We start from the raw sequence: 24123 nt of genomic DNA, 5'->3' as shown, positions 1-24123 counted from the left end.
ATCTGACGTCGGCAACTCCTGGAATTACCGCAGGATCACCGCGACGGAAATGATCCCATTTTCTCATCAGAATGCATCGGACGTGGCACTCGGATTCCAGAAAAAAGGCATTCCTGTTCCACTCGGCATTCCCGATCGCGCCGGCCTCGGCGCGCATCCCGCCCCTCGGTCACCTTTCGTACGTGGCGAACATGGAGGCCCGCGCGATCGCGTGGGTGAACAGGAGGAAGTCCATGAGCGCGGGGGCCGTCGCCCCGGACACCTCCAACTCCTCCACGTCGACGGCGTGCACCACCAGGAAGTAGCGGTCGGGGCCGTTCCCGGGGGGCGTCGCCGGCCCGAGGTACCTTCGGTGGCCCGCGTCGTTGGCGAGCGTCACGGCGTGACCGGGCAGGTCGCTCCCGTCTCCCGCACCGGCGGGGAGATCGGTCACGGAGGCGGGCAGATTGGCCACGGCCCAGTGCCAGAAGCCCGAGGCAGTGGGCACGTCCGGGTCGCACATGGCCACGGTGAAACTGCGGGTCTCCTCGGGGAATCCCGACCAGCTCAGCTGCGGGGAGACGTCCGCTCCGCCCGCCCCCAGGATCCCGCTCGCCTGTTCCACGGCCAGCGGCGCACCCTGGGCGACGGACTGCGAGGTGAGGGAGAAGGCTGGAATCGGCGGGACATGGTCGTACGGGCCACAGGGCTTGATCATGACGGCCTCTCACATTCGCGGCGATGGATCTGCTGGAGGCGACCGCCCGGCCTCCAGCTGAGCGAACAGTGGAGACAGCCGGACCCGCCGGGGCCGCGACGGCGATGCAACTGTGGCTGCGGCGGCCGTCATTCAACGCTATGAGCAGCGTTTCGGGTCGGCAATCCGGACCCTCGGCTGACCGGCCGGAGCCCTGCCCCGGGGACCGGGGCCCGCTCCGCCCAGGACGCGTCCGACGGGCCGTGGAGCCGGCCGTCGGGAGATACCCATTCGTCCGTGCGGTGGCGCTGAACGGCGATCGCCGCCCTCCCCGGCATCAATGGGGACGCGCGATCGCCCCGGGATTCACCTGCCCCGGCGCGGAAATTCCGGGTACGGCGACCGAGTGGTCAACCACCGCTTGCCGTTTTGGGATCGGAGGCCGATTGGCGCCCATGTTCCATCGTGCATCAATGTTCAATTCCCCGGTTGCAGGGCGAGGGAGCCGTGCGGGATTCTGGTTTTCATCCAGTCGGTTGCGGCGATGTCGGCGCGAGGCCGGCGGCCGTTCCGCGACATCGTTCACCCCGAGTGAAAGGCGGCTACTCCATGAAGATGCGCGCAGCTCGAATGCACGGGTACAACGAACCGCTCCGGATCGAGGAGGTCCCCGTCCCCGAACCCGGACCGGACGAGATCCTCGTCAAGGTGGCCGCGGTCGGTATGTGCCGCAGCGACTACCAACTCCTCGACGGCTACTTCAAGGGCCCCTTTCCCGTGGACTTTCCCTACATCCCGGGTCATGAGGTGGCAGGCCGCGTGGTCAAGCTCGGCAGTGACGTCCCGGACACGGTCGACTACGCGGTCGGTGACATGGTCGTGGTCAATCCGAGCTGGGGCGACGGTACTTGCCGCCAGTGCCGGGAGGGCAACGAACAGCTCTGCAGCGGCGACGGCAGGTGGGTCGGCTTCGGCCCGCAGGGCGGATTCGCCGAGTACATGCCCGTGCAGTACAACCACGCCATCCCGGTCTCCGAGGAGGCCGCGAAGCGGCCCGAACTGCTCGCCCCCATGACCGACGCGGGCCTCACCCCCTTCCGGGCGATGAAGAAGCTCCGGGACACCGGGAAGATCGGCCCCGACCGGGTGGTCGGCGTCACCGGCATCGGCGGCCTCGGCAGCTACGGCGTCCAGTACGCGAAGCTTCTCGGCGGCGGCGCGACCGTAGTCGCTCTGGCCCGGTCCGACAACAAGCTCGACGTGGCGAAGAAGAACGGCGCCGACTACGCGATCAACGTCAGGGACAAGTCCATCGAGGCCATCCAGAGCGAGCTGGAGGACCTCACCGGCAGCGCGGCCTTCGACGCCGTCCTGGACTGCGTCGGCAGCGAGCAGTCCATCCCGATGGCCTTCGACCTGCTCGGCCCCGAGGGAGTGGTGGCGAGCGTCGGCCTGATGAGCGATCACGTCAGCATCGCCCAGTTCCCCTTCGTGGGCACCGAGCGCACCTACCTCGGTTCCTTCTGGGGCAATCACGCGAACCTGGTGGAGGTGCTCTCGCTCGCCGAGAAGGGCCTCGTCGAACACGATGTCACCAAGGTCAAGCTCGAGGACGTCAACGAGAACCTCGAAGCTCTGGGCCGGGGGGACGTCGTCGGCCGGCTGGTCATCGTCTTCGAGGACTAGGCGACCCCCGCCGGCGACCGTGAGCGCGACCCGCGGCGTAAGGATGGAACAGGAGCGCCGAATCTCGCCCCGTGGCGCCTTTGCCAGCAGGCGCGAAGAACCGGGATCGAATTTCCGCGCCGCTCGGCTGTTGATCATTTGGACAACCCGTATATGCGGTGAGTTAGATCGCCGACGAGTCTGCGATCGGATCAAGATGCACTTGAGAAGAGGCTCAGGTGATTCACCAAGAAGCGAACGGCACGGAATCCGCGCAGTCGAGCCGGAGCCACCCGACGGATTTTCGCTCCGCGATACACCTGCCCGTTCGGCAGACCGACCGCACCGAGAACATCGTCCGGGCCTGGGAGGGGGGACCCCTCGCCCACTTGAACCATCTGGCCATCCCGGAGCCCGACGCCCGCAGCGGATTCCGGTTCCTGGCGAACGGCCAGTACTTCGAGAGCCTCCTGTCGATCAGCGTGTACTGCGACTCCCTGTCGGGGATCTCGGGTGACGACCGGGAAGAGGACCCCGTCGTGGCGGACCTGGTCACCGCAGGAAGAATCCTGTTCACCAGCAGGCAGGCTTCGCACGTCGTCACACCGGGCCGTATCTGCATCCGTGACACGAAGGCTTCCTGGGAGTTCTACTGCGAACCCGCGACGCGCGTGCGTGTGGTCACCATCCCGCGGCACCTGGTGTTCTCGCGCGCCGCGTCACCGGGGAGCGTCACCGGGTCGTACCTGGCGGACGTCAGCACCCCCGAGGTCCGCTTCCTGCTCAACTTCCTGGAGGCGGTCGAGAAAAGCCGCGACGATCTCCACCGCTCCGCCTCGGCGCAGGCTCTCGCGGCGGACGCGTGCACGGCTCTCTTCTCCGGCATGCTCTTCGATCAGCGTGCGTCCGCCATCCAGGACCACCCGAACGCGACGGTGACGGCCGCCCGGAACTTCATCGAGAAGAACCTCGGGAGCACTCGCCTGTCGCCCGCCATGGTCGCCCAGAACGTCGGGGTGTCGCTGCGCACACTCCAGCGGTCCTTTTCGGACGCGGATGACACGGTCATGGCCTTCGTTCGCCGCCGCCGTCTGCAGAGCGCACACGCGGAACTCAGGCGGCTGGGCGGCACGGCGAGGATCTCCGAGATCGCCGCACGCTGGCAGTTCGCGGACGCCAGCCACTTCATCAGGAACTTCAAGGCGACCTACGGGAGCACACCCGCTTCCTATCTGAGGAACCTGGGCGGCAGGGGTACGGCGGAGTGACCCCCGCGAACGGCGAAAGGGCCGGTTGCGGATTTCTCCGTAACCGGCCCTTACCTGCGACTCTCACGAGTCGGGACGACAGGATTTGAACCTGCGACCCCTTGACCCCCAGTCAAGTGCGCTACCAAGCTGCGCCACGTCCCGATGCGCTCACTCGCGGTGACCCGCGTGATCGCGCGAACAGCACTTTACCCCACGTAGGGGACTCCTCCGAAGCGGGTCGTGGGCGAGGAGGGGGAGAATCGGCCGCATGGCAGACGCAGAGGCGGGCGGAGAGAGCGGCGGGCGCGACCGGGACACGGAGGGGCGGGCGCGGAACGCGCGGCCTCGGGACGGGCTGGGGCGGCCGCTGCCGTACGGGGCCGAAGGGGTCGAGCGGCAGCCGGAGGGGGTGGTGCGGAGCCCGGCGGAGACCGTCGCGGAGGCGCAGGCGCTGCTGGACGCCGGGAAGCCGTTCCACGCGCACGAGGTGTTCGAGGACGCCTGGAAGTCCGGCCCCGACGCCGAACGCGAGCTGTGGCGCGGGCTCGCCCAGATCGCCGTGGGCCTCACCCACTCCGCGCGGGGCAACGTCACCGGCGGGCCTCGTCTCCTGCGCCGGGGCGCGGCGGCGGTGACGGCCTGGTCCGGACAGGGCCGGTCCCTCCCCTACGGCCTCGATCTCCCCGCCCTCGCCGGCTGGGCCCAGGATCTCGCCGGGCGGGTGGAGCGGACCGCCGCCCCCGTCGACGCCGCCGCCGAGGCGCCGCGCCTTACACCCGCCGCCCCCGCCACGCCTCGTCCGCCACTCCCCCCGCCCCCAGCAGCCCCGTAGGCGGCAGCGCCCGCTCCTCCTGCAGGCGCGGCAGTGCCCGGCTGGAGACGTGCCGTACGACCGGTGGCAGGACCGCGCGCCCCCACTGGGCGAGCCGCAGCCACGCCGGTACGTACACCGACGTGCGCCGGCGCTCCACCGCGCGGACCAGGCGTTCCGCGACCACCGCCGCCGGGTAGACCTTGCGGGCCGGGGCCGGCATATGGGCGCGGAGTTCGCGGAGTACGGGGTAGTTGTCGGCGTCGCGGGTCATGTCGGTGTCGGTCCAGTTGATGTAGGCGATGCCCACGCCGACGGACTCGTGCGCGACCTCGGCCTGGAGGGAGCGGGCGAACGACTCGACGCCGGCCTTGGACGCGCAGTAGGCGCTCATCATCGGCGAGGTGCCGAACGCGGCCAGCGAGGCGACCTGGAGGAAGTAGCCGGACGTGATCAGCAGGTCGGCGAGGAACGCCCGCGCGGTCAGGGCGCTGCCGACGAGGTTGACGTCGATCACCCGCCGCCAGGACTCCGGGTCGGAACCGGCGAAGGGGCCGCCCTCGGCGATCCCCGCGTTGGCGACGACGACGGACGGCGCACCGAGCCGGTCCCGTACCTCCACCGCCGCTCGCTCCAGCGCGTGGAAGTCGGTGATGTCGACCTCCAGGGCGATCACCGGCGGCGGGAGCGAGGCGGCCACCCCCTCCAGTTCCGTCCGCTCCAGACCGAGCAGCGCGAGCCGTGCGCCGCGCTCGGCGAAGGCATGGGCGAGGGCCGCGCCCAGGCCGCGCGCGGCCCCGGTCACGACGACGGTACGGCCTGCGAGGGGGCTGTCGTACATGGCGGCGCCTCCGTCAGCGGAACCCGGACCGTCCGGGCTCACCGGAAGTGCCGAGTACCCAGGTAGGAGGGGAAGCTCCGCCGGGGGGCTAGTGCACCTGGTACTGCCCCACCGCGATGAAGTACCGCAGCTCCTCCAGCGTGCCGTCGAGCGCGGCGGAGGCGGCCGCGCGGAGGGCGGCGCTGGACTTGGGGTCGGCGATGATGCGCAGGGCGGCCACCCGGTCGTCCTCGCCCTGCGCCAGCCGGTAACCGGTCTCCAGGAAGGCCCGCTGGTCGTCCATCGTGCCGTCCAGCGCCTTGCCCGCCTCCCGCTTCACGGCCACGCCGCTCTTCGGGTCCGCGAGGATGCGGGCGATGGCCACTCGGTCGTCCTCGGCCTGCGCCAGCCGGTAGCCCGTCTCCAGGAACGCCCGCTGGTCGTCCATCGTGCCGTCCAGCGCCTTGCCCGCCTCCCGCTTCACGGCCACGCCGCTCGCCGGGTCCGCGAGGATGCGGGCGATGGCCACTCGGTCGTCCTCGGCCTGCGCCAGCCGGTAGCCCGTCTCCAGGAACGCGCGCTGGTCCGCGATCGTGCCGTCGAGCGCCTTGTTCGCCTCGCGGATGACCGCCCTGCCGCTCGCCGGGTCCGCGAGTATGCGGGCGATGGCGACCCGGACGTCGTCGTCGGACATCTGGTCCACCGGGGCGGACGCCGTCGCCGAGGCCGTCGCGGTCTGGACGGCGGCGGACGCTGGGGTGGAGAGAAGGAGGGCCGGGGTGAGGGCCGTGGCCGCGAGGAGCAGTGCCGCGCGGGTCGTTCTCGTCATGCTGAGCCTCCGTCATCGAGTGGGCGGGAAGATCCCTGTCGCTCCCGCCTTGATCATTACCACGGCCCGGCGGGCGTTCCGGTTCCCGTCGCGCCGCCCCCGTATCCAGCGCCCTTCACCCCGTGCGGCAGACTCGGCGGGTGCGAAAGATTCATGTCATCGGTATCGGTGCGGGCGACCCCGACCAGCTCACGTTGCAGGCGGTCAGGGCGATGCGTGGCACGGACGTGTTCTTCCTGCTCGACAAGGGCGAGGTGAAGAGTGATCTGACGCGGCTGCGCCGGGACATCCTGGACGCGCAGCTGCCCGAGGGGTCGTACCGGGTGGTGGCGGCCCGGGACCCGGAGCGGGACCGGAGGGCGGGCGGTGCGGCCTACTCGCCGGCCGTCGGGGACTGGCGGACCGCCCGAGCGGGGATCTACGAGCGGCTCATCGCGGAGGAGGTCGCGGAGGACGGTACGGGCGCGTTCCTGGTGTGGGGCGACCCCGCGCTGTACGACAGCACGCTCGGCATCCTGGAAGAGGTGCTGGCGGCGGGCGCGGTGGAGTTCACGTACGACGTGGTGCCCGGCATCAGCAGTGTCTCCGCGCTGGTCGCCCGGCACCGGACCGGCCTGAACCGGGTGGCGCGGCCGGTGCAGATCACCACCGGGCGGCGGCTCGCGGAGGGGTTCCCGGCGGGGGTGGACGACGTGGTGGTGATGCTCGACGCGCACCAGGCGTTCCGGGAGTACGCCGGGGAGGACATCGACATCTACTGGGGCGCGTACATCGGCACCCCGGACGAGATCCTGGTCTCCGGGCCGCTCGCGGAGGCCGGTCCGGAGATCGAGCGGGTGCGGGCGGAGGCGCGGGAGCGCAAGGGCTGGATCATGGACACGTATCTGCTGCGCAGGAACCCCCGGGGGGAATGATCCCGGCCAGCCAGCCCAGTACGCCGTCCACGTCCGGCAACGCCCGTACGTCGGAGGGGAGTTCGGGGCGGCGTACGACGACCACGGGCAGCGAGAGCGCGCGGGCGGCGGCGAGTTTCGCTGCCGTCGCCGCTCCCCCGCTGTCCTTCGTCACCAGTACGTCGACGCGGTGCGTCCGGAGCAGGTCCAGCTCGTCGGCGAGGGTGAACGGGCCGCGCGCGAGGACCAGTTCGCGGTGCGGGGGCAGGGGCGGCTCCGGTGGTTCCACCGAGCGGATCACGAACTGAGTGTCCGTCAGCTCCGCGAAGGCGGCCAGTCCGAGCCGTCCCGTGCTGAGGAACACCCTTTGTCCCAGGCGGGGTACGAGCCGTGCAGCCTCTTCCAGGGAGGCCACCGGGTACCAGTCGTCGGCGAGGTCCCAGCCGGGGCGGCGCAGGACCGCGTGCGGAACTCCGGTCGCCCGAGCCGCCTCCGCCGCGTTCGCGGTGATCAGCTCCGCGAAGGGGTGGGTCGCGTCCACCAGTGCGGTCACCCGGTGGGCGCGCAGCCAGTCGGCCAGCCCCGCCGCGCCCCCGAACCCGCCGATGCGGACCTCGCCGTCGACCGCTCCCGGCCGGCTCACCCGCCCGGCGAGGGAGGTGGTGACCCGGAGACCGGGGCGGGCGGAGAGGGCGGTGGCGAGGCGGCGGGCCTCGGTGGTGCCGCCGAGGATCAGGACGTGCGCGGACATGGGGTGAGCGTACGCATCCGGTCAGGTCAGCAGGAGTTCGACCGCCCCGACCACGGTCGCCACGATGACGATGCGGTCGAACAGCCGCTGGTTGATCTTGTGCACGGCCCACCGGCCGAGGAACGCGCCGGGGACGACGAAGACCAGCAGAGCGGCGTCCAGCAGCAGCGAGTCGGTGTCGATCAGGCCGAGCGCGGCGCTGAAGGGGATCTTGGCGACGTTGACGATGAGGAAGAAGAACGCGGAGGTGCCGAGGAAGCCCATCTTCCGGAAGCCGGCGGAAAGGAGATACATCGACATCACCGGTCCGCCGGCGTTGGCGACCATGGTGGTGAAGCCGCCCAGCACGCCGTACGCCCCCGCCGTGGCCCGGCCGGTGCGCGTGCTGACGTCCTCCGTCGCCTCCTGGCGCCGTCGCCACAGGGTGATGCCGGTCATCATCAGCAGGATCACGCCGATGGAGACCCGTACGATCCCGTCGCCGACGCGGGCGAGGAACAGGGTGCCCGCCACCACCCCGGCCGCCACTGCGGGGAACAGCCGCCACAGGGTGGGCCAGTGGGCGTGCCGCCGGTAGGTGAGCACGGCGAAGGTGTCGCCCGCGATGAGGAGCGGCAGGAGCACGCCGGTGGAGGCGCGGGCGGGCAGGACGGCCGCGAAGACGGCGAGGCTGACCGTGTTGGCCCCGCTGACGGCGGTCTTGGAGAAGCCGACCAGGAGGGCGGCGAGGGCCAGGGCGGCGAACTCCCAGCCGGATATGTGCCAGAGCGTCATCATGTTCATGCGGAGACTGATGCTATGTGCACACGTCCGGCCGGGCGCCGGTGGCTCAGCGGGCGGTGTAGCGGGCGCGCAGTTCGCGCTTGAGCACCTTCATGCTGGGGCCGAGCGGGAGTTCGTCCGTGAACTCCACGCGGCGGGGGTACTTGTGCTTGCCGAGGTGCTCCTTGGACCACCCGGTGATCGCGGCGGCGTCGGGGGTGGCGCCCGGTGCGGGGACGACGACCGCGCAGATCTCCTCGCCGTGCAGCTCGTCGGGGAGCCCGATGACGGCGACCTGGGCGATCTCCGGGTGCCGGGCGAGCACCTCCTCGACCTCGCGGGGGTAGACGTTGTAGCCGCCGCGGATGATGACGTCCTTCTTGCGGTCGACGATCCGCAGGAAGCCGTCCTCGTCCTTGGTGCCGAGGTCGCCGGTGCGGAACCAGCCGTCGACCAGCGCCTCCGCGGTGGCCTCGGGGCGGCCGAGGTAGCCGGAGAAGACGTTGTGGCCCCGGATGACGACCTCGCCCAGCTCACCGGCCGGGAGGAGTTCGACCCGGTCCTCGACGTCCGCCTGCGCGATCTCGGCGTCCACACCCCACAGCGGGTGGCCGATGGTGCCGGCGCGGGTGCCGAAGACGGGCTGGTTGACGGTGGCGGCCGGGGAGGTCTCCGACAGGCCGTACCCCTCGCAGATCTGCGCGCCGAACGCCGACTCGAACCTCTCCAGCACCGCCACCGGCAGCGAGGCGCCGCCGGAGATGCACAGCCGCAGCTCGGGCAGGGCGGCGGCGCCGGCCGCGACGGCGGCCAGGGAGACGAACATGGTGGGGACACCGTGGAAGGTGTTGACCCGCTCGGCGACCATGATCTCGATCGCGCGGGCGGCGTCGAAGCGGGGCATCAGGACGAGCGTCGCGCCCGCGCGCCAGGTGGAGTTGAGGGAGACCGTCTGCCCGAAGGCGTGGAACAGCGGCAGCGCGCCGAGGACGATGTCGTCGGGGCGGATGTCGTTGGCGTCGAAGGCGTTGACGGTCGCGTTCATCACGATGTTGAAGTGGCTGAGCACGGCGCCCTTCGGGACGCCGGTGGTGCCGCTGGTGTAGAAGACGACGGCCGGGTCGTCGGCGGACCGGGTGACGTAGGAGTGCGGCGGCTCGGCGTCGACCGCGAGCTTGTCCAGCTCCTCGCCGAGGACGACCACGCGGATGCCGAGGGGCTCGGCGGCCGCGCGGGCGGTGGCCTCCTGGGCGGGGTGGGCGAGCAGCAGGCCGGCGCCGCTGTCCTTGAGGACGTGCTGCACCTCGGTGGCGGAGAGCAGCAGGTGGACGGGGACGACGACACCGCCGACCGCCATGGCCGCGTAGTAGGCGAGCGGGAACTCGGCGGTGTTGGGGGCCATCAGGGCGACCCGGTCGCCCGGCCGTACGCCGAGGGCGGTGAGTGCGCCGGCCTGGGCGAGGGAGCGCCGCCAGGCTTCGGCGAAGGTGAGGCGCAGGTCGCCCTCGACGAGGGCCGTCCGGTCGGGGCGGCGGCGGGCGTTCTCGGCCAGGATGGCGGCGACGGACAGGGTTGCCATGAGGTGCGGCTCCGTTTCCTGCGGTGCGACTCGTGCTGCGGAACTCCCGTTGTGGGGAAGGTCCGTCGGGGTGGTTCAGGGGCGCTCCACCAGGACCGCGCTGCCCTGCCCGACGCCGACGCACATGGTGGCGAGGCCGCGCCCGGCGCCGGTGCGGCGCATGCGGTGCAGCAGGGTGGTGAGGATGCGGGCGCCGGAGCAGCCGAGGGGGTGACCCAGCGCGATGGCGCCGCCGGTGGGGTTCACCAGGCCGGGGTCGATGCCCAGTTGGTCGACGGAGGCGAGCGCCTGCGCGGCGAACGCCTCGTTGAACTCGGCCTCTTGGAGGTCGTCGATGCTCCAGCCGACGCGGGCGAGTGCCTTGCGGGTGGCCGGGACCGGGCCGATGCCCATCACGTCGGGGTGGACGCCCGCCGAGGCGCCGGCGACATACCGGCCGAGGGATTCGAGGCCGAGTTCCTCGAGCGCGTCCTCGCTGACCAGGAGGAGTCCGGCGGCGCCGTCGTTCATGGGAGAGGCGTTGCCCGCGGTGACCGTGCCGCCCTGGCGGAACACCGGCTTCAGGCGGGCGAGTTTCTCCAGGGAGGTGTCCTCGCGTACGCATTCGTCGCGGTCGACGGTGCTGCCGTCCGGGCACTGGACGGGGAGGAGTTCGGCGTCGAAGTGGCCGTTCTTCCGTGCGGTGGCGGCGAGTTGGTGGCTGCGCAGGGCGAACTCGTCCTGCCGTTCACGGGAGATGCCGTACTTCTGGGCGACCTCCTCGGCGGTCTCGCCCATGGCCAGGACGCCGTGCAGGTCCTTCATGGCCGGGTTGGTGAGGCGCCAGCCGAGGCGGGTGTCGTAGGTCTCCATGCGGTGCGGGAGGGCCTCGTCGGGGCGGGGCAGCACGAAGGGGGCGCGGCTCATGGACTCCGAGCCGCCCGCGATCACGATGTCCGCCTCACCGGCCGCGATGGTGCGGGCGGCGGTGGTGACGGCTTCCAGGCCGGAGGCGCAGAGCCGGTTGACGGTGGCGCCGGGCACGGAGTCGGGGAGGCCGGCGAGCAGGACGGCCATGCGGGCGATGTTGCGGTTGTCCTCGCCCGCCTGGTTGGCGGCGCCCCAGTACACGTCGTCGATCCGGGCCGGGTCGAGAGCGGGCACGCCGCTCGCCAGGTCGCGGACGACGGCCGCCGCGAGGTCGTCGGGCCGCACGGCGGACAGGGCGCCGCGCAGCTTGCCGATGGGCGTGCGGCGGGCGGCCGCGAAGTGGACGGGACGCAACTCGGGACTCCTGACCGACGACGTTGTGGATCAGCATGAACCTATGCCCCGCCGGGACGGGGCAACTAAATTAGCACTGCTAGTTTTGGGCTCTACCGGACTATAGACCGCGCACCGGCCCCCTGGGAAGATCCCCCCGGAGTGACCCACGCGACCACGCCGGAGGAGACCCCCCATGACCGACGTACGCGCCCACATCCGCCAGGGCGTCCACGGCGCGCTGCACGTCCGCGCCTGGCCGCACCCGGCGCCCCGCTACCTCGCCCTGCTGGTGCACGGGTACGGCGAGCACGCGGGCCGGTACGACGAGGTCGCCGGGGTGCTCACCGGCCACGGCGCGGCGGTGTACGCCCCCGACCACCTCGGGCACGGCAGGTCGGCCGGTGAGCGGGCGGTGATCGAGGACTTCGAGGACGTGGTGACCGACCTCCGCGCGGCGGCGGACCTGGCCCGCGCCGAACACACAGGTCTGCCGCTGGTCATGGTGGGCCACTCCATGGGCGGCCTGATCGCGGCGCGCTACGCCCAGCGGTACGGGTCCGAGCTGAGCGCGCTGGTGCTGTCCGGGCCGGTGATCGGCGCGTGGGAGCTGCCGAGGCGGCTGCTGGCGCTGGACGAGATCCCGGACGTGCCGGTCGGCCCGGCCGCGCTCTCCCGCGACCCGGCGGTGGGCGCGGCCTACGCCGCCGACCCGCTGGTGTGGCACGGCCCCATGAAACGGCCGACCCTTGTGGCGTTCGAGCGGGGGCTGGCGGCCGTGGCGGAGGGCGGCGACCTCGGTGACCTGCCGGTGCTGTGGCTGCACGGTGACGACGACCGGCTGGTCCCGATCGAGGGCAGCCGCGTGGGCGTGGAACGCCTCGGCGCCGGCCGCGCCACCGAGCGCGTCTTCCCCGGCGCCCGTCACGAGGTCTTCCACGAGACCGACCGCGCGAAGGTCTTCGCGGAGGTGACGGGCTTCCTGGACTCGGTGCTGGTCTAGACGGGTGTGGGGCTAGAGCTCTATGCCGAGTATCCGCGTGACCGTCCGGATCACCCCGTGGTCGTTGTTGGACGGGGCCAGGTGCCGGGCGCGGCTGATGACGTCCGGGTGGGCGTTGGCCATGGCGAAGGACCAGTCGGCGGCGTCCAGCATCTCCAGGTCGTTGAGGTAGTCGCCGAAGACCATGGTCTGGGCCGGGGTGATGCCCAGCTCGCGCTGGAGGCCGCGCAGGGCGGCGCCCTTGTTGGCGGTGCGGTTCATGACGTCGACCCAGTGCTCGCCGGACACCACGACCTGGTGGCTGTCGGCGAAGGGCGCGAGGGCGGGACCGGCGCCGTGTTCGGCGGAGCCGAAGTCGTAGACGGCGACCTTGATGATCTCGTCGTCCACGGCGGTCACGTCCTCGACCACGCGGTGCGAGACGTAGTACTTGCGGACCTCCGCGAGGAACGCCTCGTCGGTTCGCTCCACGTACGCGGCCCGCTTGCCGCAGACCACGGCGCCCGCGTCCACGCCCCGCGCGGCGAGCCCCCGTACCGTGCGGGCCAGCTCGGCGGCGGTCGCGTGGTCCAGCGGGTCGGAGCTGAGTTCGACGCCGTCGCGGACGACATAGGTGCCGTTCTCCGCGATGAACACCATGCCCTCGGCGACGTCGGCGAACTCCTCGGCCAGGGTGGCGTACTGGCGGCCGCTCGCGGGGCTGAACAGCACGCCCCGGCGCCGGAGTTCGGCGAGCAGGGGCCGCAGGGCGGCGGGCGGCCGCTTGTCGTCGTCCAGCAGGGTGCCGTCCATGTCGGTCACCACCAGGCGGATGTCGGCCGGTCCCGAGGGCTCGCCGGGGACGTCGAGGAGGGGCGCGGGCGTCGCTGACATGTGCTGCTTCCGGTCGGTTCGGGGGACTCCCCCAGTGTTCCTCATGGCCGGAACAGGTCCTTCGCCGGGCGGGCGGACGGTCCGGGGATGCCCGTTCGGTGCCCGTTCGCGTACCGTGCGCGATTTTCGGGACACCGGGATCGCCGGACGGCACAATGACGGAACGGTGTGATCAAGGGGCGCTCAACGCGCGGGTTGCGGGGAAGGTGGCCGTCATGGAGTTCTGACCGTGCGCCCGCCGGCCCCGCGGAACGCCTGTGTCCGAGCCCGCCCGCGCCCGCGGCGGGTCCCCACCCGGAAAGTATGATCAAGCAATGTCTGACATGACCGAGACCACGCCCGGCTGGCTGAGCACGGACGAGCTGGAGATGGCCAGGGCCCGGATGCCGATCCTGTACGTCGAGGCCGTGCCCGTGCGGGTGGACGACAGCGGTGAAGTCACCAGTATCGGGCTGCTGTTGCGCATCGGCCCGGACGGCACCGTCAGCCGCACCCTGGTCTCCGGCCGCGTCCTGCACCACGAGCGGGTGCGCGACGCGCTGCTGCGGCACCTGGAGAAGGATCTCGGCCCGGTCGCGCTGCCCCGGGTCCCGGTCGCCACACAGCCGTTCACGGTCGCGGAGTACTTCCCGACGGCCGGTGTCACCCCGTACCACGACCCGCGTCAGCACGCGGTGTCGCTCGCCTACATCGTGCCGGTGACCGGTGACTGCCGTCCCCGGCAGGACGCGCTGGACCTCGTCTGGTTCACTCCGCAGGAGGCGGCCTCGGCGGCGTTGCACGACGAGATGCCCGGCGGCCACGGCGCCCTGCTGAAGCAGGCGCTGGCGCACGTGGGCATCGTCTTCTAGGGCGTGTCCGGCCGGGGGCCGAAAGGTCCCCGGCCGGGGCCGGGTGGCCCGTGGCGTACCGGGCGGCGGCGGTACGACCCTGGGCGCAGACGCCTCGAAGGGAGCCGGTGCGATGACCACGACCACCATGACCACGGCCCTGGAACCGCCGCAGCGCGAGCGGCTGATGGAGCTGGCCCGTGAGGTCTCCTTCCCGGCCGGCACCCGGCTCTTCGAGGAGGGGCGGCGCGCCGACCGGTTCTGGATCGTGCGCACCGGCACCGTCTGTCTCGACCTCCGTGTCCCCGGCCGCCGCCCGGCCGTCGTGGAGTCCCTCGGCCACGGCGAACTCGTCGGCTGGTCCTGGCACTTCACGCCCTGCGTCTGGCATCTGGGCGGCGAGGCGATGAGCCCGGTGCGGGCCTGGGAGTTCGACGCGGAGACGGTACGCGCCCGCTGCGCCGAGGACCCCGCGTTCGGTCGGGCGGTCACCACCTGGGTCGGCCGGGTGGTCGCCCACCGCCTGCACTCCTCCCGCGTCCGCCTCCTCGACCTGTACGCCCCCTACGGCAGCGGCGGGCTGGTCTGAGCGCGGCTCAGCGCGGCTGCTGGGGGTCGAGCTGCGAGGCGAGTACCGCGGCCTGGACCCGGCGCTGGACGCCGAGCTTGGCGAGCAGCCGGGAGATGTGGTTCTTGACCGTCTTCTCGGACAGGTAGAGCCGCTTGCCGATCTCCCGGTTGGTGAGACCGTCCCCGATCAGGGCGAGGATGTCCCGCTCGCGGGGCGAGAGTGCCTCCAGCTCGGGCGGCAGCGCGGGCGCGGTCCCGGCCGGGTCGGCGCGCAGCGAGCGCATCAGCCGGGCGGTGGTCGCGGGGTCCAGCATCGACTGCCCGGAGGCGACCGTGCGCACGGCGGAGACCAGGTCGGAGCCCTTGATCTGCTTCAGCACGTATCCGGCGGCCCCGGCCATGATGGCGTCGAGCAGGGCGTCCTCGTCGTCGAACGAGGTCAGCATCAGGCAGGCCAGGCCCGGTACGCGGTCGCGCAGTTCCCGGCAGACGGTGATGCCGTCGCCGTCGGGCAGGCGTACGTCGAGCACGGCGACGTGCGGGCGCAGCGCGGGGCCGCGGGTGAGGGCGTGCGCGGCGGTGTCGGCCTCGCCGACCACGGCGATGTCGGGTTCGGCGTCCAGCAGATCGGCGAGCCCCCGGCGGACCACCTCGTGGTCGTCCAGCAGAAAGACCCGGACGGGGTCCTGCTCCGTGAAGGTACGTGTCTCGGGCATGACGGCCTCTCGTTCCCCTGGGCCGACAGGCGCGACCGACGGCCCACCGGCACGATCGTCGCCGGTCCAGGAGTTCCAGACTAGGCCGTGTCCGGACCTTGGTGGGGTGACTGTCGGTCCCCCGGAGGGACCTGTGGCCGTGGCCGGGAGGGCCGGTTGCGGTCAGGCTGGTGGGTGGGCCGGGTTCGGCCCCCGGCAGCAGAGCCGGGCCGCGACAGCCAGGGAGGTGCAGGCGATGCCCCGGACCGTGACCGCGGGACTGGACGGCTCCGCCGAGAGCCGGGCCGCCGTCGAGTGGGCGGCGCGCGAGGCGGTGCTGCGCGGGCTGCCGCTGCGGCTCGTACAGGTGTGGGAGCCGCTGCCGGACCCGCTGGCGCAGGCCCCGCTGCTGGGTGCCGAGGCCGAGCAGGACTGGATCGAGCGGCCGCCGGAGGAGAGCGCGGAGGGGCTGCGGCGGCGCCATCCCGGCCTGGAGGTGATCGCCGAGCGGGTTACCGGCGACCCGGTGGACGTGCTGTGCGAGACCGCCGGGACCTCCGAGCTGCTGGCGCTCGGCTCACGCGGCCTGGGCGGGCTGCACGGCTTCCTCGTGGGCTCGGTCGGCCTGGCGGTCACCGGGCACGCCGACTGCCCGGTGGTCCTGGTCAGGGAGGGCGAGCAGGCCCCCGACGAGCACCGGGCCGACCCCACGGGCATCCCGTCGGCCGCGACCCCGTTCCGGCCGGTGGTGCTGGGCCTGGACATCACCGCGCCGAACGCGGCCCTGCTGGAGTTCGCCTTCGGCGCCGCCGCGCTGCGGGTGGTGTACGCCTGGATGCCGCAGCCCCCGCCCTCGAACGAGACCCCCGGCTACGCCTACGAGGCGGAGGCGGCCCCGGTCACCGCGCAGGCGCTGGAGCCGCGCAACGCGTTCATGCTGGGCCGGGCGCTGGAGCCCTGGCGGGAGTCGTTCCCGGACGTCGACGTGGCCGAGGCGGCCGTCGAGGGCAGTGCCGGGTCCGTGCTGGTGGACGCCTCCCGCGACGCCTGTCTGGTCGTGGTCGGCCGGCGGGCGCGCAAGGCCCGCCTCGGCGCCCACCTCGGGCATGTCGCGCACGCCGTGCTGCACCACTCCCCCGCCCCCGTCGCCGTCGTCCCGCACGCCTGATCCGAAGTGGAGAACCCGATGGACGAGCCGATCGTGGTCGGTGTGGACGGTTCCGCGTCCAGCCTGCGCGCCGTGGACTGGGGCGCCGAGGAGGCGGCCCTGCGCGGGGCGCCGCTGCGCCTGGTGTACGCCTCGCTCTGGGAGCGTTACGAGGGTGAGCTGATCGCCCAGGAGCTGAACCGTCCCGTCGAGGAGGTCATGGCCAGGGACGTGGTCGGCACCGCCGAGGCACGGGCCCGGTCGCGGCGGCCCGGTGTGGAGGTCACCACGGATGTGCTGGCCGGCGAACCGGAGTACGCGCTGGTCCGGGAGAGCGGCACGGCCCGCGCGATGGTGGTGGGCAGCCGGGGGCGCGGCGGGTTCACCGAGGCGCTGCTCGGCTCGGTGAGCCTGACGGTCGCCGGGCACGCGCACTGCCCGGTGTTCGTGCTGCGCGACGCCCCGGAGGACGAGGTGCCCGGCGGTTCGCCGCGGATCGTGCTGGCGGTCGGCGACAAGCCGTCGGACGCGACCGCCGTCCGGTTCGCGGCCCAGGAGGCGGAACTGCGCGGGCTCCCGCTGGAGGCGGTACGCGCCTGGCGGCGGCCCTCGGGCCCCTTCACCGGCCACGACGCGGCCGAGAGCGATCCGGAGGAGGCGGCGCGGGCGGTGGTGGCCGAGGCCCTGCGGGACGTGCCGGAGGGGGTGGCGACGATCATCCGTACCCCGGAGGGCCACACCCGGGACGCCCTGGTGGAGGCGGCGCGGGGCGCGACCCTGCTCGTGGTCGGCGCGCACCCCCGGCACGGCGGCTTCGGCCTCCAGCTCGGCCGGGTCGCCCACGGTGTGCTGCACCGCGCGCCCTGCCCGGTCGCGGTGGTCCCGGAACCGGCGTAGGCCCCCGGGCGTAGCCGCCCCTTCAGCCGGCCGCCTCGCAGAGCACCGGCCCGGTCTGCACCTCGAAGGAGTTCCGCAGACCGGTGGCGCGCAGCAGGCGCAGGAAGGCGGCGCTCTCGCTGAGCAGCCGGAGCCTGCCGTGGCGGGCCCGGCACAGGATGCCCAGGCCGGTGCAGTCGATGAAGCGGACCGGGCGCAGGTCCAGGACCAGATCGGGGTGCGGGTCCGAGGTCAGGGCGTCCAGTGCGGCGGTCACCGCGGGGGCGGTCAGCAGGTCGATGTCACCGCTGAGGGCGATGACGGTCGGCTCGGTGTGGTTCTCGGCCATGGACCGAGCGAACCGTATGTGGCCGCGCACCGGGTAGGGCCGACCGGCCCCGGTCCGGGTACCCGTGCGGCCCGGTGTGGGCCGCCCCGGCCCATGCGCGCGGGGGCCGGGGCGGCGAAGCTGGAAGCAGGGGCCGGTTCCGGGCCATGAGGGCAGGCGCGGGGTCAGCAGCGGGCCGGCCGACGAGGTGAGGAGCGTCATGAAGGGCTTCGTCTTTCACGGACCGGGCCAGGCGTCCTGGGAGGACGTCCCGGACCCCGGCGTCAAGGAGCCGACCGACGCGATCGTCAAGGTCGGCATGGTGTCCATCTGCGGGACCGACCTGCACATCCTCAGGGGCGACGTGCCCGAGGTGCCGCCCGGCACGGTGCTGGGCCACGAGGCGGTGGGCGAGATCGTCGACGTGGGCAGCGACGTGCGCACGGTCCGGCCGGGCGACCGGGTGCTGGTCTCCTGCATCACGTCGTGCGGCCGGTGCCGCTTCTGCCGGGAGGGCCGGTACGGCCAGTGCCTCGGCGGGGGCGGCTGGATACTCGGCCATCAGGTGGACGGCACCCAGGCCGAGTACGTCCGGGTCCCGTTCGCCGACCTCTCGGTGCACCCGCTGCCGGCCGCCGTGCCGAGCGAGGTCGCGGTGCTGCTGGCGGACATCTTCCCGACCGCCTACGAGGTGGGGGTGCTCAACGGCCAGGTCAGGGCGGGCGACACGGTGGTGATCGTGGGCGCCGGGCCGATCGGTCTCGCGGCCGTGGCCGCGGCCCGGCTGTACGCCCCGGAGCGGATCATCGTGGTGGACCTGGCCAGGACCCGGTTGCAGGCGGCCCGGCGGCTCGGCGCGGACGTCGTCGCCCTGGCCGGGGAGGACCCCCGGACGCTGGTGGACGACCTCACCGGCGGACTCGGCGCGGACGTGGCGGTGGAGGCGGTCGGCGTGCCGGCCAGCTTCGAGCTGTGCACCCAAGTGGTGCGGCCCTGCGGGCACGTGGCCAACGTCGGCGTGCACGGCTCCCCGGCGATCCTGCACCTGGAGAACCTGTGGATCAGGGACGTCACCATCACCACGGGCCTGGTGGACACGTACTCCACCCCGACCCTGCTGCGGATGGCGGCTGCGGGCCGGCTGCCGACCGCGGAGCTGGTCACGCACACCTTCCCGCTGAACCACATGGCGGAGGCGTACGACGTGTTCGCCCACGCCGCCGAGACCGGCGCGCTGAAGGTGGTGCTGGGCGCGGACCGGCACGAGGTGGCCATCCCGATGACGTGAGACGCGTGCCGCTCAGTCGTCCCGCAGGATGCCGTCCGGGGCGCCGAGGCGGACGCCGGTGACCAGGCCGGGCCGGATGCGCACCGCGTAGTCCCGGCCCTGCCGGGGCGCCCAGGGCGCCAGCAGCCGCCTGATGCGGGCGAGTTCACCGACGTCGGTGACGAGGTGGGCGTACCCGGTGACGACGACGCTCCAGCCGAGGTGGGTGTCCGGGTCGATGACGTCGGCCTCGTAGGCGACGACCAGCTCGTCCTGCCGGGCGGCCGAGACGAGCGCGGCGCCCTCGTGGACGCGGATGACGATGTCGCCGCCGTCCAGCACGTGGTGGACGGGGCGGACGGCGGGCAGCGCGTGCCGGGTGAACACGATCCGGCCCAGCCGGACCCCGCCCAGCAGGCACAGCGCCTCGTCGCGGCCGAGCGCGTGCCGCCGGCCCGCCCGGTTCTCGTCACGGAGCCTCACCATGCGCTCCACTGTCGGCCGTCGAGCGCCGCGCTGCCAGGGCCGTTCGGCCCCCGGCGGCGGGCCGGTGATCCCTCTCCTGTCCGTTCCGCGTACCGGGCCGTACGCGCGACCGATACGGTGGAGTGGACGACCCACCGGTGCCGACTTCGCGCGCCGAGCCGAGGTGGAGGACCGTGGTGGCAACCCCCAGACAGCCACGTGAGCCACGCGAGCCACGCGTGCTGCTGCCACAACTGAAGCTGGACGAGCTGCTGGAGGAACTGCAGGCCCGGATCGACGCCGCCCGGGGCACCCGGGACCGGGTGCACAGCCTGCTGGAGGCGGTGCTGAGCGTCGGCCGGGAGCTGGACCTGGAGCAGGCGCTGCACTCCATCGTGGAGGCGGCGGCCGCGCTGGTGGACGCCGAGTACGCGGCGCTCGGGGTGATCGGACTCGACGGCCGCACCCTGTCCGCGTTCCACACGGTCGGCGTCAGTGACGAGAAGATCACCGAGATCGGCCCCTACCCGCAGGGCCACGGCATCCTGGGCGAGCTGATCCGGCACCCGGAGCCGCTGCGTCTGTCGAAGATCTCCGAGCACCCGGCGTCCTACGGCTTCCCGCCCAACCATCCGCCGATGCGGAGCTTCCTCGGGGTGCCGATCCGGGTACGGGGCCAGGTGTTCGGGAATCTGTACCTGACCGAGAAGCGCGGTGGCCTGGAGTTCGACGAGGAGGACGAGTCGGTCCTCTCCACCCTGGCGGTGGCGGCCGGGGTCGCTATCGACAACGCCCGCCTGTACGAGGACTCGCGGCTGCGTGAGCGCTGGCTGCTGGCGAACGCCGAGATCACGCACCGCCTGATGCCGGGCAGCGAGCGCGCCGGGGCGCTGGACCTGATCGCCGAGCGGGCCCGTGACATCACCGGGTCGGCGCTGGCGGAGGTGGCCATGCCGATGGCCGACGCCCCCTCGCTGACCGTGGAGATCGCGGTGGGCGAGGGCGCCGAGGCGCACCGGGGTCTGGTGCTGCCGCTGCACGAGGGGCTGACGGGGCTGGCGTACTCCACGGCCGCGCCGGTCACCAGCGACGACATCACCCGGGACGACCGGATCACCGCCGAGCCGCCCCGGTTCCCCGGTCTCGGCCCGGCGGTGGCGGTGCCGATCGGTACCGGGGAGGTGGGCGCGCGGGGTGTGGTGCTGCTGGTGCGCGAGGCGGGGCGGCCGGTGTTCTCGCGGAAGGAGACCGAGATGCTCCAGGGGTTCGCCGCACAGGCGGCCATCGCCATGGAGCTGGCCGAACGCCGCCAGGACGCCCAGCAGTTGGCCCTGCTGGAGGACCGCGACCGGATCGCGCGCGATCTGCACGACCTGGCGATCCAGCGGCTGTTCGCCACCGGGATGACCCTGCAGAGCGCGGGCCGGTTCATCGAGCACCCCAAGGCGGCCGACCGGGTGCTGCGGGCGGTGGACGACCTGGACGAGACCATCAAGATCATCCGCTCGACCATCTTCGGACTGCGGGCGCGCGAGGGCGGTGCGGGCAGCGGGCTGCGGGCGCGGGTCGTCCGGGTGGCCGGGGAGGCGGCGCCGGTGCTGGGCTTCGCGCCCGGGGTGCGGATGGAGGGGCTGATCGACACCGAGGTGCCGCTGCGGATCGCCGACCATGTGGTGGCCGTACTCTCCGAGGCGCTGACCAATGTGGCCCGGCACGCGCAGGCGCACGCGGTCGAGGTGGTGCTGACGACGGACGGCCGCGAGGTGGTGCTGCGGGTCGCGGACGACGGGGTGGGCATCCCGTCCGGCGGGCGGCGCAGCGGACTGCGCAACATGGCCGAGCGCGCCGAACAGCTCGGCGGACGCCTGGAGTCGGGCGACGCGGAGGGCGGTGGCGCGGTGCTGGTGTGGTCGGTGCCGCTGCCCGAGGAGGCGTGAGCCGGGTCAGGTGCGCCAGAGGGTGGCCAGGGCCGCCACGAGGGTGCCCAGCGCGGAGAAGGCGACCATCACGGCTCTGAGGCGGGCGGCGGGGCGCGGGCCCCGGTCGGGCGGGGGTTCGGGGGGCTCGTCGGGCGGCAGGAGCAGCCGGCACCAGGGGCACTCGTCCTCGGGCGGGTGCGGCGGCAGCCAGTACACCTCCCCGCGCGGGGGCGGGCGGCGGCTGCCGCGCGCGTCGGTGTCGTCCCTGTCGTCCCGGTCGTCTCTCATGTCACTCCGTGAGCGCGGTGGCCACCGCGTCATGGTCGCGAAACCTTGGGCCTTTGCCTCACCTAACAGCTAGGCCCTGGGGAGAGGTTGCGGGTCATGCCTGCCGTACGGCCGTTCTGCACATGTACGAGCGAGCGGCCGGGACGCGACGAGGGTCAGGGGCGGCCGTCGCCCGCGACCACCCCGTAGGTGACGGCACCGAAGATTAGATGGGGCACCAGATCCGACACCCAGTCCGTGGGGGACCACGTCCGGGGGTCGGTGACACCGAGCCGCGTCATGGAGACGTCCGTGGCCGCCATGGCGAGCACACCGGTCACCAGGCTTCCCACCCACCACGGCACCCGGGCACCGGCGCGGTGGGCCACGGAGACGACCACGCCGGTGGCCACGCCGACACCGATGCCGCTCAGCGCCCCGAGCGCGGACAGCCGGTTCGACCGCTGCTCGCCGGTTCCGCCGACATGCAGGCCCACGTCCTCGGTGAGCCTGTCGGCGGCCTCGGCGGGCACGTCACTGGCGGACCTGCCCCGCAGGGCCATGTCGCCGAAGGTGGTGGCGTTGAGGGCGGTGGTCCCGGCGGCGCCTGCCGCGCAGCCACGCAGGATGCTGTGAATCATGCGCCCCCGAGTTCCCTGAACCCCGTCGGCGAACCGTGCCGGGCCGCCGTACGGGTGACTCGCCCCGGGTGACCGGTCTCCACACACCCGCAAAGAACCTGTCACACAAGGACCGGAATGCGGCCTCGGGGGCGGGCCGTTCTTCCTGACATGACTGTCGGAGTAGCGCTCAACACGCCCGGCGCCGCGAACCAGGTCGACGCCTCCGTACTCCAGGCCCGCGAGGCAGCGGCGGCGGGGGTGCGGTCCGCCTGGTTCGGACAGACCTTCGGCGCGGACTCGCCCCAGCTCGCCGCGCTCGTCGGCCGCGAGGTACCCGGTCTCCAGGTGGGCACCTCGGCGATCCCGGTCTTCGGGCGGCACCCCCTGCTCGTCTCCAGCCAGGCCCAGACCGCGCAGGCGGCCACCCACGGCCGCTACCACCTCGGTCTGGCGCTCGGCACCAAGCTGCTGACCGAGGGCGGCTTCGGCCTGCCCTTCGAGCGGCCCGTCGCCCGGCTGCGGGAGTTCCTCACCGCGCTGCGCCAGCTCACCGAGACCGGCGAGGCCGACTTCCACGGCGAACTGCTCACCGCCGCCACCCCGGTCCCGGCACTCGTCCCGGGCGCCGAGGACGGCGTACCCGTCCTGGTCGCCGCGATGGGCCCGCAGGCGCTCAGGGTCAGCGGCGAGCTGGCCGACGGCATCCTGCCGTACCTCGCCGGGCCCCGGGCGCTGGAGCGGGACATCGTCCCGGCGGTCACCGCGGCGGCCGATACCGCCGGGCGGCCCGCGCCCCGGATCGTGGCCCTGGTCCCCGGCGTGGTCACCGACGACGTGGACGCCGTACGGGAGACGGCCACCGAGCAGCTCGCGTTCTACGAGCAGATCCCGTCCTACGCCCGGGTCCTGGAACGCTCCGGCGCCCGCCGGGCCGCCGACTTGGCGGTGATCGGCGACGAGAGGACGGTCGCCGCCGAGGTGCGCCGCTACCGGGACGCGGGGGCGACCGAGGTGGTCCTGACCGGCACCGAGATCGCCGGAGACGCGTCCCGGCTGCGCACCTACGCCCTCCTCGGCGAACTGGCGGACTGAGAACCGCCCCCCTCAGGCACGACGGCCCTCATGCATCACGACGAAGGAGCACCGATGACCACCCACGTCCCCGCGACGGACCTCCACGCCTTCACCGAGTCCTGGCAGGACTGGTACCGGGCGCACGAGGAGAACCTCGCCGACCCGCACGGCTTCCTCGCGGTGACCAGCCTCAACTGGCTGGACGAGCAGCCGCGGCGCTTCCCCGACGCCCCCGGCACCTGGCACACCGGCCCCGAGGGCGTCACCGTCACCCTCGACGAGGGCGAGGAACTCACCGTGGCCGGGGAACCGGTGCGCGGCGCACACCACTTCGGCGTGATCCCCGAGCGCGGCGGCGTCGAGGCGGTGTGGGGGGACGCGGTGATCGAGGTGGCCAAGCGCGGCGGCCACGACATCGTCCGCCCCCGCCACCCGGACGCCCCGCTGCGCACCGCCTTCGCCGGCACCCCGTCCTACGCGCCGGACCCGCGCTGGGTGGTGACGGGCCGCTACGAGCCCTTCCCCGAGCCCCGCCCGACCACCGTGGGCGCGGCCGTGGAGGACCTCCAGCACGTGTACGACGCGCCCGGCCGGATCACCTTCGAGCTGGACGGCCGCCCGCTGGCCCTGACCGCGTTCCCCGGCAAGGGCCCCGGCGGGCTGATGGTGCTGTTCACCGACGAGACCTCCGGCCGCACCACGTACGCCGCGAACCGGGTGCTCTCCTTGGCCCCGCCCGCCGCCGACGGCACGGTGGTGCTGGACTTCAACCGGGCGGCGAACCTGCCCTGCGCCTACACCGACCTCGCCACCTGCCCGCTGCCCCCGGCGGAGAACCGGCTGCCGGTGGCGGTCGAGGCGGGGCTGCGGATTCCGCGCGAGCGGGGTGGGGCCGTCTGAACAACGGC

Annotated in this window: 26 protein-coding genes and 1 tRNA gene; 13 read left to right on the top strand and 14 right to left on the bottom strand. The window is 72.9% G+C overall.

From position 1 onward, the window contains the following. Nucleotides 1-169 precede the first annotated feature (169 nt). Nucleotides 170-697 carry a YbhB/YbcL family Raf kinase inhibitor-like protein gene (locus D0Z67_RS25335; protein ID WP_031181456.1) on the bottom strand — a complete coding sequence of 176 codons (528 nt, stop codon included), beginning with the start codon at nucleotides 695-697 and terminating at the stop codon, nucleotides 170-172. 594 nt (nucleotides 698-1291) lie between these two features. On the opposite strand from D0Z67_RS25335, the gene D0Z67_RS25330 reads away from it, so the two are divergent. Together D0Z67_RS25330 and D0Z67_RS25325 are read left to right on the top strand one after the other, a co-directional pair. Further along, complete coding sequence (locus tag D0Z67_RS25330) at nucleotides 1292-2362, top strand: NAD(P)-dependent alcohol dehydrogenase (RefSeq protein ID WP_031181457.1); 1071 nt, start codon at nucleotides 1292-1294, stop codon at nucleotides 2360-2362. A 368-nt stretch (nucleotides 2363-2730) separates the two neighbouring features. Beyond that, complete coding sequence (locus D0Z67_RS25325; protein ID WP_234312771.1) at nucleotides 2731-3609, top strand: helix-turn-helix transcriptional regulator; 879 nt, start codon at nucleotides 2731-2733, stop codon at nucleotides 3607-3609. A gap of 70 nt (nucleotides 3610-3679) precedes the next feature. On the opposite strand, the gene D0Z67_RS25320 is transcribed toward D0Z67_RS25325, so the two are convergent. Further along, nucleotides 3680-3753, bottom strand: a tRNA-Pro gene (locus D0Z67_RS25320). Between the two features lie 106 nt (nucleotides 3754-3859). Between D0Z67_RS25320 and D0Z67_RS25315 the strand changes: the two genes are divergently transcribed. Beyond that, nucleotides 3860-4423, top strand: coding sequence for a DUF309 domain-containing protein (locus tag D0Z67_RS25315; RefSeq protein ID WP_051887726.1), 564 nt, complete (start codon nucleotides 3860-3862; stop codon nucleotides 4421-4423). Here D0Z67_RS25315 and D0Z67_RS25310 read toward each other — a convergent pair. Then, the gene (locus D0Z67_RS25310) at nucleotides 4362-5243 is read right to left on the bottom strand and encodes an SDR family oxidoreductase (RefSeq protein WP_031181460.1); all 882 of its coding nucleotides are present in this window, start codon (nucleotides 5241-5243) and stop codon (nucleotides 4362-4364) included. The genes D0Z67_RS25315 and D0Z67_RS25310 overlap by 62 nt on opposite strands. A gap of 88 nt (nucleotides 5244-5331) precedes the next feature. Further along, nucleotides 5332-6051, bottom strand: coding sequence for an ALF repeat-containing protein (locus D0Z67_RS25305; protein WP_031181461.1), 720 nt, complete (start codon nucleotides 6049-6051; stop codon nucleotides 5332-5334). 140 nt (nucleotides 6052-6191) lie between these two features. Between D0Z67_RS25305 and cobF the strand changes: the two genes are divergently transcribed. Beyond that, a complete protein-coding gene (cobF, locus tag D0Z67_RS25300; RefSeq protein ID WP_031181462.1) occupies nucleotides 6192-6965 on the top strand; it encodes a precorrin-6A synthase (deacetylating) in 774 nt (257 codons plus the stop codon). Here cobF and D0Z67_RS25295 read toward each other — a convergent pair. The 4 genes from D0Z67_RS25295 to D0Z67_RS25280 form a co-directional block, all read right to left on the bottom strand. Beyond that, nucleotides 6922-7695 carry a cobalt-precorrin-6A reductase gene (locus D0Z67_RS25295; protein WP_031181463.1) on the bottom strand — a complete coding sequence of 258 codons (774 nt, stop codon included), beginning with the start codon at nucleotides 7693-7695 and terminating at the stop codon, nucleotides 6922-6924. The genes cobF and D0Z67_RS25295 overlap by 44 nt on opposite strands. Before the next feature lie 21 nt (nucleotides 7696-7716). Further along, nucleotides 7717-8478, bottom strand: a complete 762-nt coding sequence (locus D0Z67_RS25290; RefSeq protein ID WP_031181464.1) for a sulfite exporter TauE/SafE family protein — start codon at nucleotides 8476-8478, stop codon at nucleotides 7717-7719. A 46-nt stretch (nucleotides 8479-8524) separates the two neighbouring features. Further along, entirely contained in the window at nucleotides 8525-10036 is a 1512-nt protein-coding gene (locus D0Z67_RS25285; protein WP_031181465.1) for a long-chain-fatty-acid--CoA ligase, read from the bottom strand. A gap of 75 nt (nucleotides 10037-10111) precedes the next feature. After that, entirely contained in the window at nucleotides 10112-11299 is a 1188-nt protein-coding gene (locus D0Z67_RS25280) for a thiolase family protein (RefSeq protein ID WP_031181466.1), read from the bottom strand. A gap of 175 nt (nucleotides 11300-11474) precedes the next feature. On the opposite strand from D0Z67_RS25280, the gene D0Z67_RS25275 reads away from it, so the two are divergent. After that, on the top strand, nucleotides 11475-12281 hold the full coding sequence (locus tag D0Z67_RS25275; RefSeq protein WP_031181467.1) for an alpha/beta hydrolase: 807 nt from the start codon (nucleotides 11475-11477) through the stop codon (nucleotides 12279-12281). 12 nt (nucleotides 12282-12293) lie between these two features. On the opposite strand, the gene D0Z67_RS25270 is transcribed toward D0Z67_RS25275, so the two are convergent. Next, nucleotides 12294-13154 (bottom strand): Cof-type HAD-IIB family hydrolase, encoded by an 861-nt coding sequence (locus D0Z67_RS25270; RefSeq protein ID WP_031181468.1) that lies wholly within the window; start codon nucleotides 13152-13154, stop codon nucleotides 12294-12296. Between the two features lie 323 nt (nucleotides 13155-13477). Between D0Z67_RS25270 and D0Z67_RS25265 the strand changes: the two genes are divergently transcribed. Together D0Z67_RS25265 and D0Z67_RS25260 are read left to right on the top strand one after the other, a co-directional pair. Beyond that, complete coding sequence (locus D0Z67_RS25265; RefSeq protein WP_031181469.1) at nucleotides 13478-14005, top strand: NUDIX hydrolase family protein; 528 nt, start codon at nucleotides 13478-13480, stop codon at nucleotides 14003-14005. A 112-nt stretch (nucleotides 14006-14117) separates the two neighbouring features. After that, nucleotides 14118-14573 carry a cyclic nucleotide-binding domain-containing protein gene (locus D0Z67_RS25260; RefSeq protein ID WP_031181470.1) on the top strand — a complete coding sequence of 152 codons (456 nt, stop codon included), beginning with the start codon at nucleotides 14118-14120 and terminating at the stop codon, nucleotides 14571-14573. Between the two features lie 7 nt (nucleotides 14574-14580). Here the strand turns inward: D0Z67_RS25260 and D0Z67_RS25255 are convergent, their stop codons facing one another. Then, the gene (locus D0Z67_RS25255; protein WP_031181471.1) at nucleotides 14581-15270 is read right to left on the bottom strand and encodes a response regulator; all 690 of its coding nucleotides are present in this window, start codon (nucleotides 15268-15270) and stop codon (nucleotides 14581-14583) included. A 235-nt stretch (nucleotides 15271-15505) separates the two neighbouring features. On the opposite strand from D0Z67_RS25255, the gene D0Z67_RS25250 reads away from it, so the two are divergent. Then, entirely contained in the window at nucleotides 15506-16417 is a 912-nt protein-coding gene (locus D0Z67_RS25250; RefSeq protein ID WP_031181472.1) for a universal stress protein, read from the top strand. A gap of 18 nt (nucleotides 16418-16435) precedes the next feature. Further along, nucleotides 16436-17293 (top strand): universal stress protein, encoded by an 858-nt coding sequence (locus D0Z67_RS25245; RefSeq protein ID WP_031181473.1) that lies wholly within the window; start codon nucleotides 16436-16438, stop codon nucleotides 17291-17293. 22 nt (nucleotides 17294-17315) lie between these two features. Here D0Z67_RS25245 and D0Z67_RS25240 read toward each other — a convergent pair whose 3' ends face one another. Next, nucleotides 17316-17621 carry an STAS domain-containing protein gene (locus D0Z67_RS25240; RefSeq protein ID WP_051887729.1) on the bottom strand — a complete coding sequence of 102 codons (306 nt, stop codon included), beginning with the start codon at nucleotides 17619-17621 and terminating at the stop codon, nucleotides 17316-17318. A 199-nt stretch (nucleotides 17622-17820) separates the two neighbouring features. On the opposite strand from D0Z67_RS25240, the gene D0Z67_RS25235 reads away from it, so the two are divergent. Then, nucleotides 17821-18888 (top strand): zinc-dependent alcohol dehydrogenase family protein, encoded by a 1068-nt coding sequence (locus D0Z67_RS25235; protein ID WP_031181475.1) that lies wholly within the window; start codon nucleotides 17821-17823, stop codon nucleotides 18886-18888. Nucleotides 18889-18900: 12 nt separating this feature from the next. Here D0Z67_RS25235 and D0Z67_RS25230 read toward each other — a convergent pair whose 3' ends face one another. Further along, nucleotides 18901-19353, bottom strand: coding sequence for a pyridoxamine 5'-phosphate oxidase family protein (locus D0Z67_RS25230; RefSeq protein WP_031181476.1), 453 nt, complete (start codon nucleotides 19351-19353; stop codon nucleotides 18901-18903). Nucleotides 19354-19571: 218 nt separating this feature from the next. On the opposite strand from D0Z67_RS25230, the gene D0Z67_RS25225 reads away from it, so the two are divergent. Continuing rightward, the gene (locus tag D0Z67_RS25225; RefSeq protein ID WP_031181477.1) at nucleotides 19572-21269 is read left to right on the top strand and encodes a GAF domain-containing sensor histidine kinase; all 1698 of its coding nucleotides are present in this window, start codon (nucleotides 19572-19574) and stop codon (nucleotides 21267-21269) included. Between the two features lie 6 nt (nucleotides 21270-21275). Here D0Z67_RS25225 and D0Z67_RS25220 read toward each other — a convergent pair whose 3' ends face one another. Both D0Z67_RS25220 and D0Z67_RS25215 read right to left on the bottom strand, forming a co-directional pair. After that, entirely contained in the window at nucleotides 21276-21539 is a 264-nt protein-coding gene (locus tag D0Z67_RS25220) for a hypothetical protein (RefSeq protein ID WP_031181478.1), read from the bottom strand. A gap of 155 nt (nucleotides 21540-21694) precedes the next feature. Continuing rightward, nucleotides 21695-22159: a hypothetical protein gene (locus D0Z67_RS25215; protein ID WP_031181479.1), complete on the bottom strand. Its 465-nt coding sequence runs from the start codon at nucleotides 22157-22159 to the stop codon at nucleotides 21695-21697. Nucleotides 22160-22309: 150 nt separating this feature from the next. Between D0Z67_RS25215 and D0Z67_RS25210 the strand changes: the two genes are divergently transcribed. Together D0Z67_RS25210 and D0Z67_RS25205 are read left to right on the top strand one after the other, a co-directional pair. Then, nucleotides 22310-23233, top strand: coding sequence for an LLM class F420-dependent oxidoreductase (locus D0Z67_RS25210; protein WP_031181480.1), 924 nt, complete (start codon nucleotides 22310-22312; stop codon nucleotides 23231-23233). 54 nt (nucleotides 23234-23287) lie between these two features. After that, nucleotides 23288-24115 (top strand): DUF1684 domain-containing protein, encoded by an 828-nt coding sequence (locus D0Z67_RS25205; protein WP_031181481.1) that lies wholly within the window; start codon nucleotides 23288-23290, stop codon nucleotides 24113-24115. Nucleotides 24116-24123: the final 8 nt, after the last annotated feature.

The sequence above is a fragment of the Streptomyces seoulensis genome, from assembly GCF_004328625.1.
Classification (GTDB): Bacteria; Actinomycetota; Actinomycetes; order Streptomycetales; family Streptomycetaceae; genus Streptomyces; species Streptomyces seoulensis.
Note: the sequence above shows the minus strand (reverse complement) of the source record. Positions and strands in the feature narration are given on the sequence as shown.

Excerpts from the sequence above, each read along its gene's own strand:
- D0Z67_RS25250 (WP_031181472.1), top strand. The coding sequence starts at position 15,506 with ATGCCCCGGACCGTGACCGCGGGACTGGACGGCTCCGCCGAGAGCCGG.
- D0Z67_RS25305 (WP_031181461.1), bottom strand. The coding sequence starts at position 6,051 with ATGACGAGAACGACCCGCGCGGCACTGCTCCTCGCGGCCACGGCCCTC.
- D0Z67_RS25245 (WP_031181473.1), top strand. The coding sequence starts at position 16,436 with ATGGACGAGCCGATCGTGGTCGGTGTGGACGGTTCCGCGTCCAGCCTG.
- D0Z67_RS25205 (WP_031181481.1), top strand. The coding sequence starts at position 23,288 with ATGACCACCCACGTCCCCGCGACGGACCTCCACGCCTTCACCGAGTCC.
- D0Z67_RS25210 (WP_031181480.1), top strand. The coding sequence starts at position 22,310 with ATGACTGTCGGAGTAGCGCTCAACACGCCCGGCGCCGCGAACCAGGTC.
- D0Z67_RS25265 (WP_031181469.1), top strand. The coding sequence starts at position 13,478 with ATGACCGAGACCACGCCCGGCTGGCTGAGCACGGACGAGCTGGAGATG.
- D0Z67_RS25285 (WP_031181465.1), bottom strand. The coding sequence starts at position 10,036 with ATGGCAACCCTGTCCGTCGCCGCCATCCTGGCCGAGAACGCCCGCCGC.
- D0Z67_RS25230 (WP_031181476.1), bottom strand. The coding sequence starts at position 19,353 with ATGGTGAGGCTCCGTGACGAGAACCGGGCGGGCCGGCGGCACGCGCTC.
- D0Z67_RS25310 (WP_031181460.1), bottom strand. The coding sequence starts at position 5,243 with ATGTACGACAGCCCCCTCGCAGGCCGTACCGTCGTCGTGACCGGGGCC.
- D0Z67_RS25255 (WP_031181471.1), bottom strand. The coding sequence starts at position 15,270 with ATGCCCGAGACACGTACCTTCACGGAGCAGGACCCCGTCCGGGTCTTT.
- D0Z67_RS25235 (WP_031181475.1), top strand. The coding sequence starts at position 17,821 with ATGAAGGGCTTCGTCTTTCACGGACCGGGCCAGGCGTCCTGGGAGGAC.
- D0Z67_RS25290 (WP_031181464.1), bottom strand. The coding sequence starts at position 8,478 with ATGAACATGATGACGCTCTGGCACATATCCGGCTGGGAGTTCGCCGCC.
- D0Z67_RS25335 (WP_031181456.1), bottom strand. The coding sequence starts at position 697 with ATGATCAAGCCCTGTGGCCCGTACGACCATGTCCCGCCGATTCCAGCC.
- D0Z67_RS25215 (WP_031181479.1), bottom strand. The coding sequence starts at position 22,159 with ATGATTCACAGCATCCTGCGTGGCTGCGCGGCAGGCGCCGCCGGGACC.
- D0Z67_RS25240 (WP_051887729.1), bottom strand. The coding sequence starts at position 17,621 with ATGGCCGAGAACCACACCGAGCCGACCGTCATCGCCCTCAGCGGTGAC.
- D0Z67_RS25270 (WP_031181468.1), bottom strand. The coding sequence starts at position 13,154 with ATGTCAGCGACGCCCGCGCCCCTCCTCGACGTCCCCGGCGAGCCCTCG.
- D0Z67_RS25295 (WP_031181463.1), bottom strand. The coding sequence starts at position 7,695 with ATGTCCGCGCACGTCCTGATCCTCGGCGGCACCACCGAGGCCCGCCGC.
- D0Z67_RS25275 (WP_031181467.1), top strand. The coding sequence starts at position 11,475 with ATGACCGACGTACGCGCCCACATCCGCCAGGGCGTCCACGGCGCGCTG.
- D0Z67_RS25330 (WP_031181457.1), top strand. The coding sequence starts at position 1,292 with ATGCGCGCAGCTCGAATGCACGGGTACAACGAACCGCTCCGGATCGAG.
- D0Z67_RS25220 (WP_031181478.1), bottom strand. The coding sequence starts at position 21,539 with ATGAGAGACGACCGGGACGACAGGGACGACACCGACGCGCGCGGCAGC.
- D0Z67_RS25260 (WP_031181470.1), top strand. The coding sequence starts at position 14,118 with ATGACCACGACCACCATGACCACGGCCCTGGAACCGCCGCAGCGCGAG.
- D0Z67_RS25315 (WP_051887726.1), top strand. The coding sequence starts at position 3,860 with ATGGCAGACGCAGAGGCGGGCGGAGAGAGCGGCGGGCGCGACCGGGAC.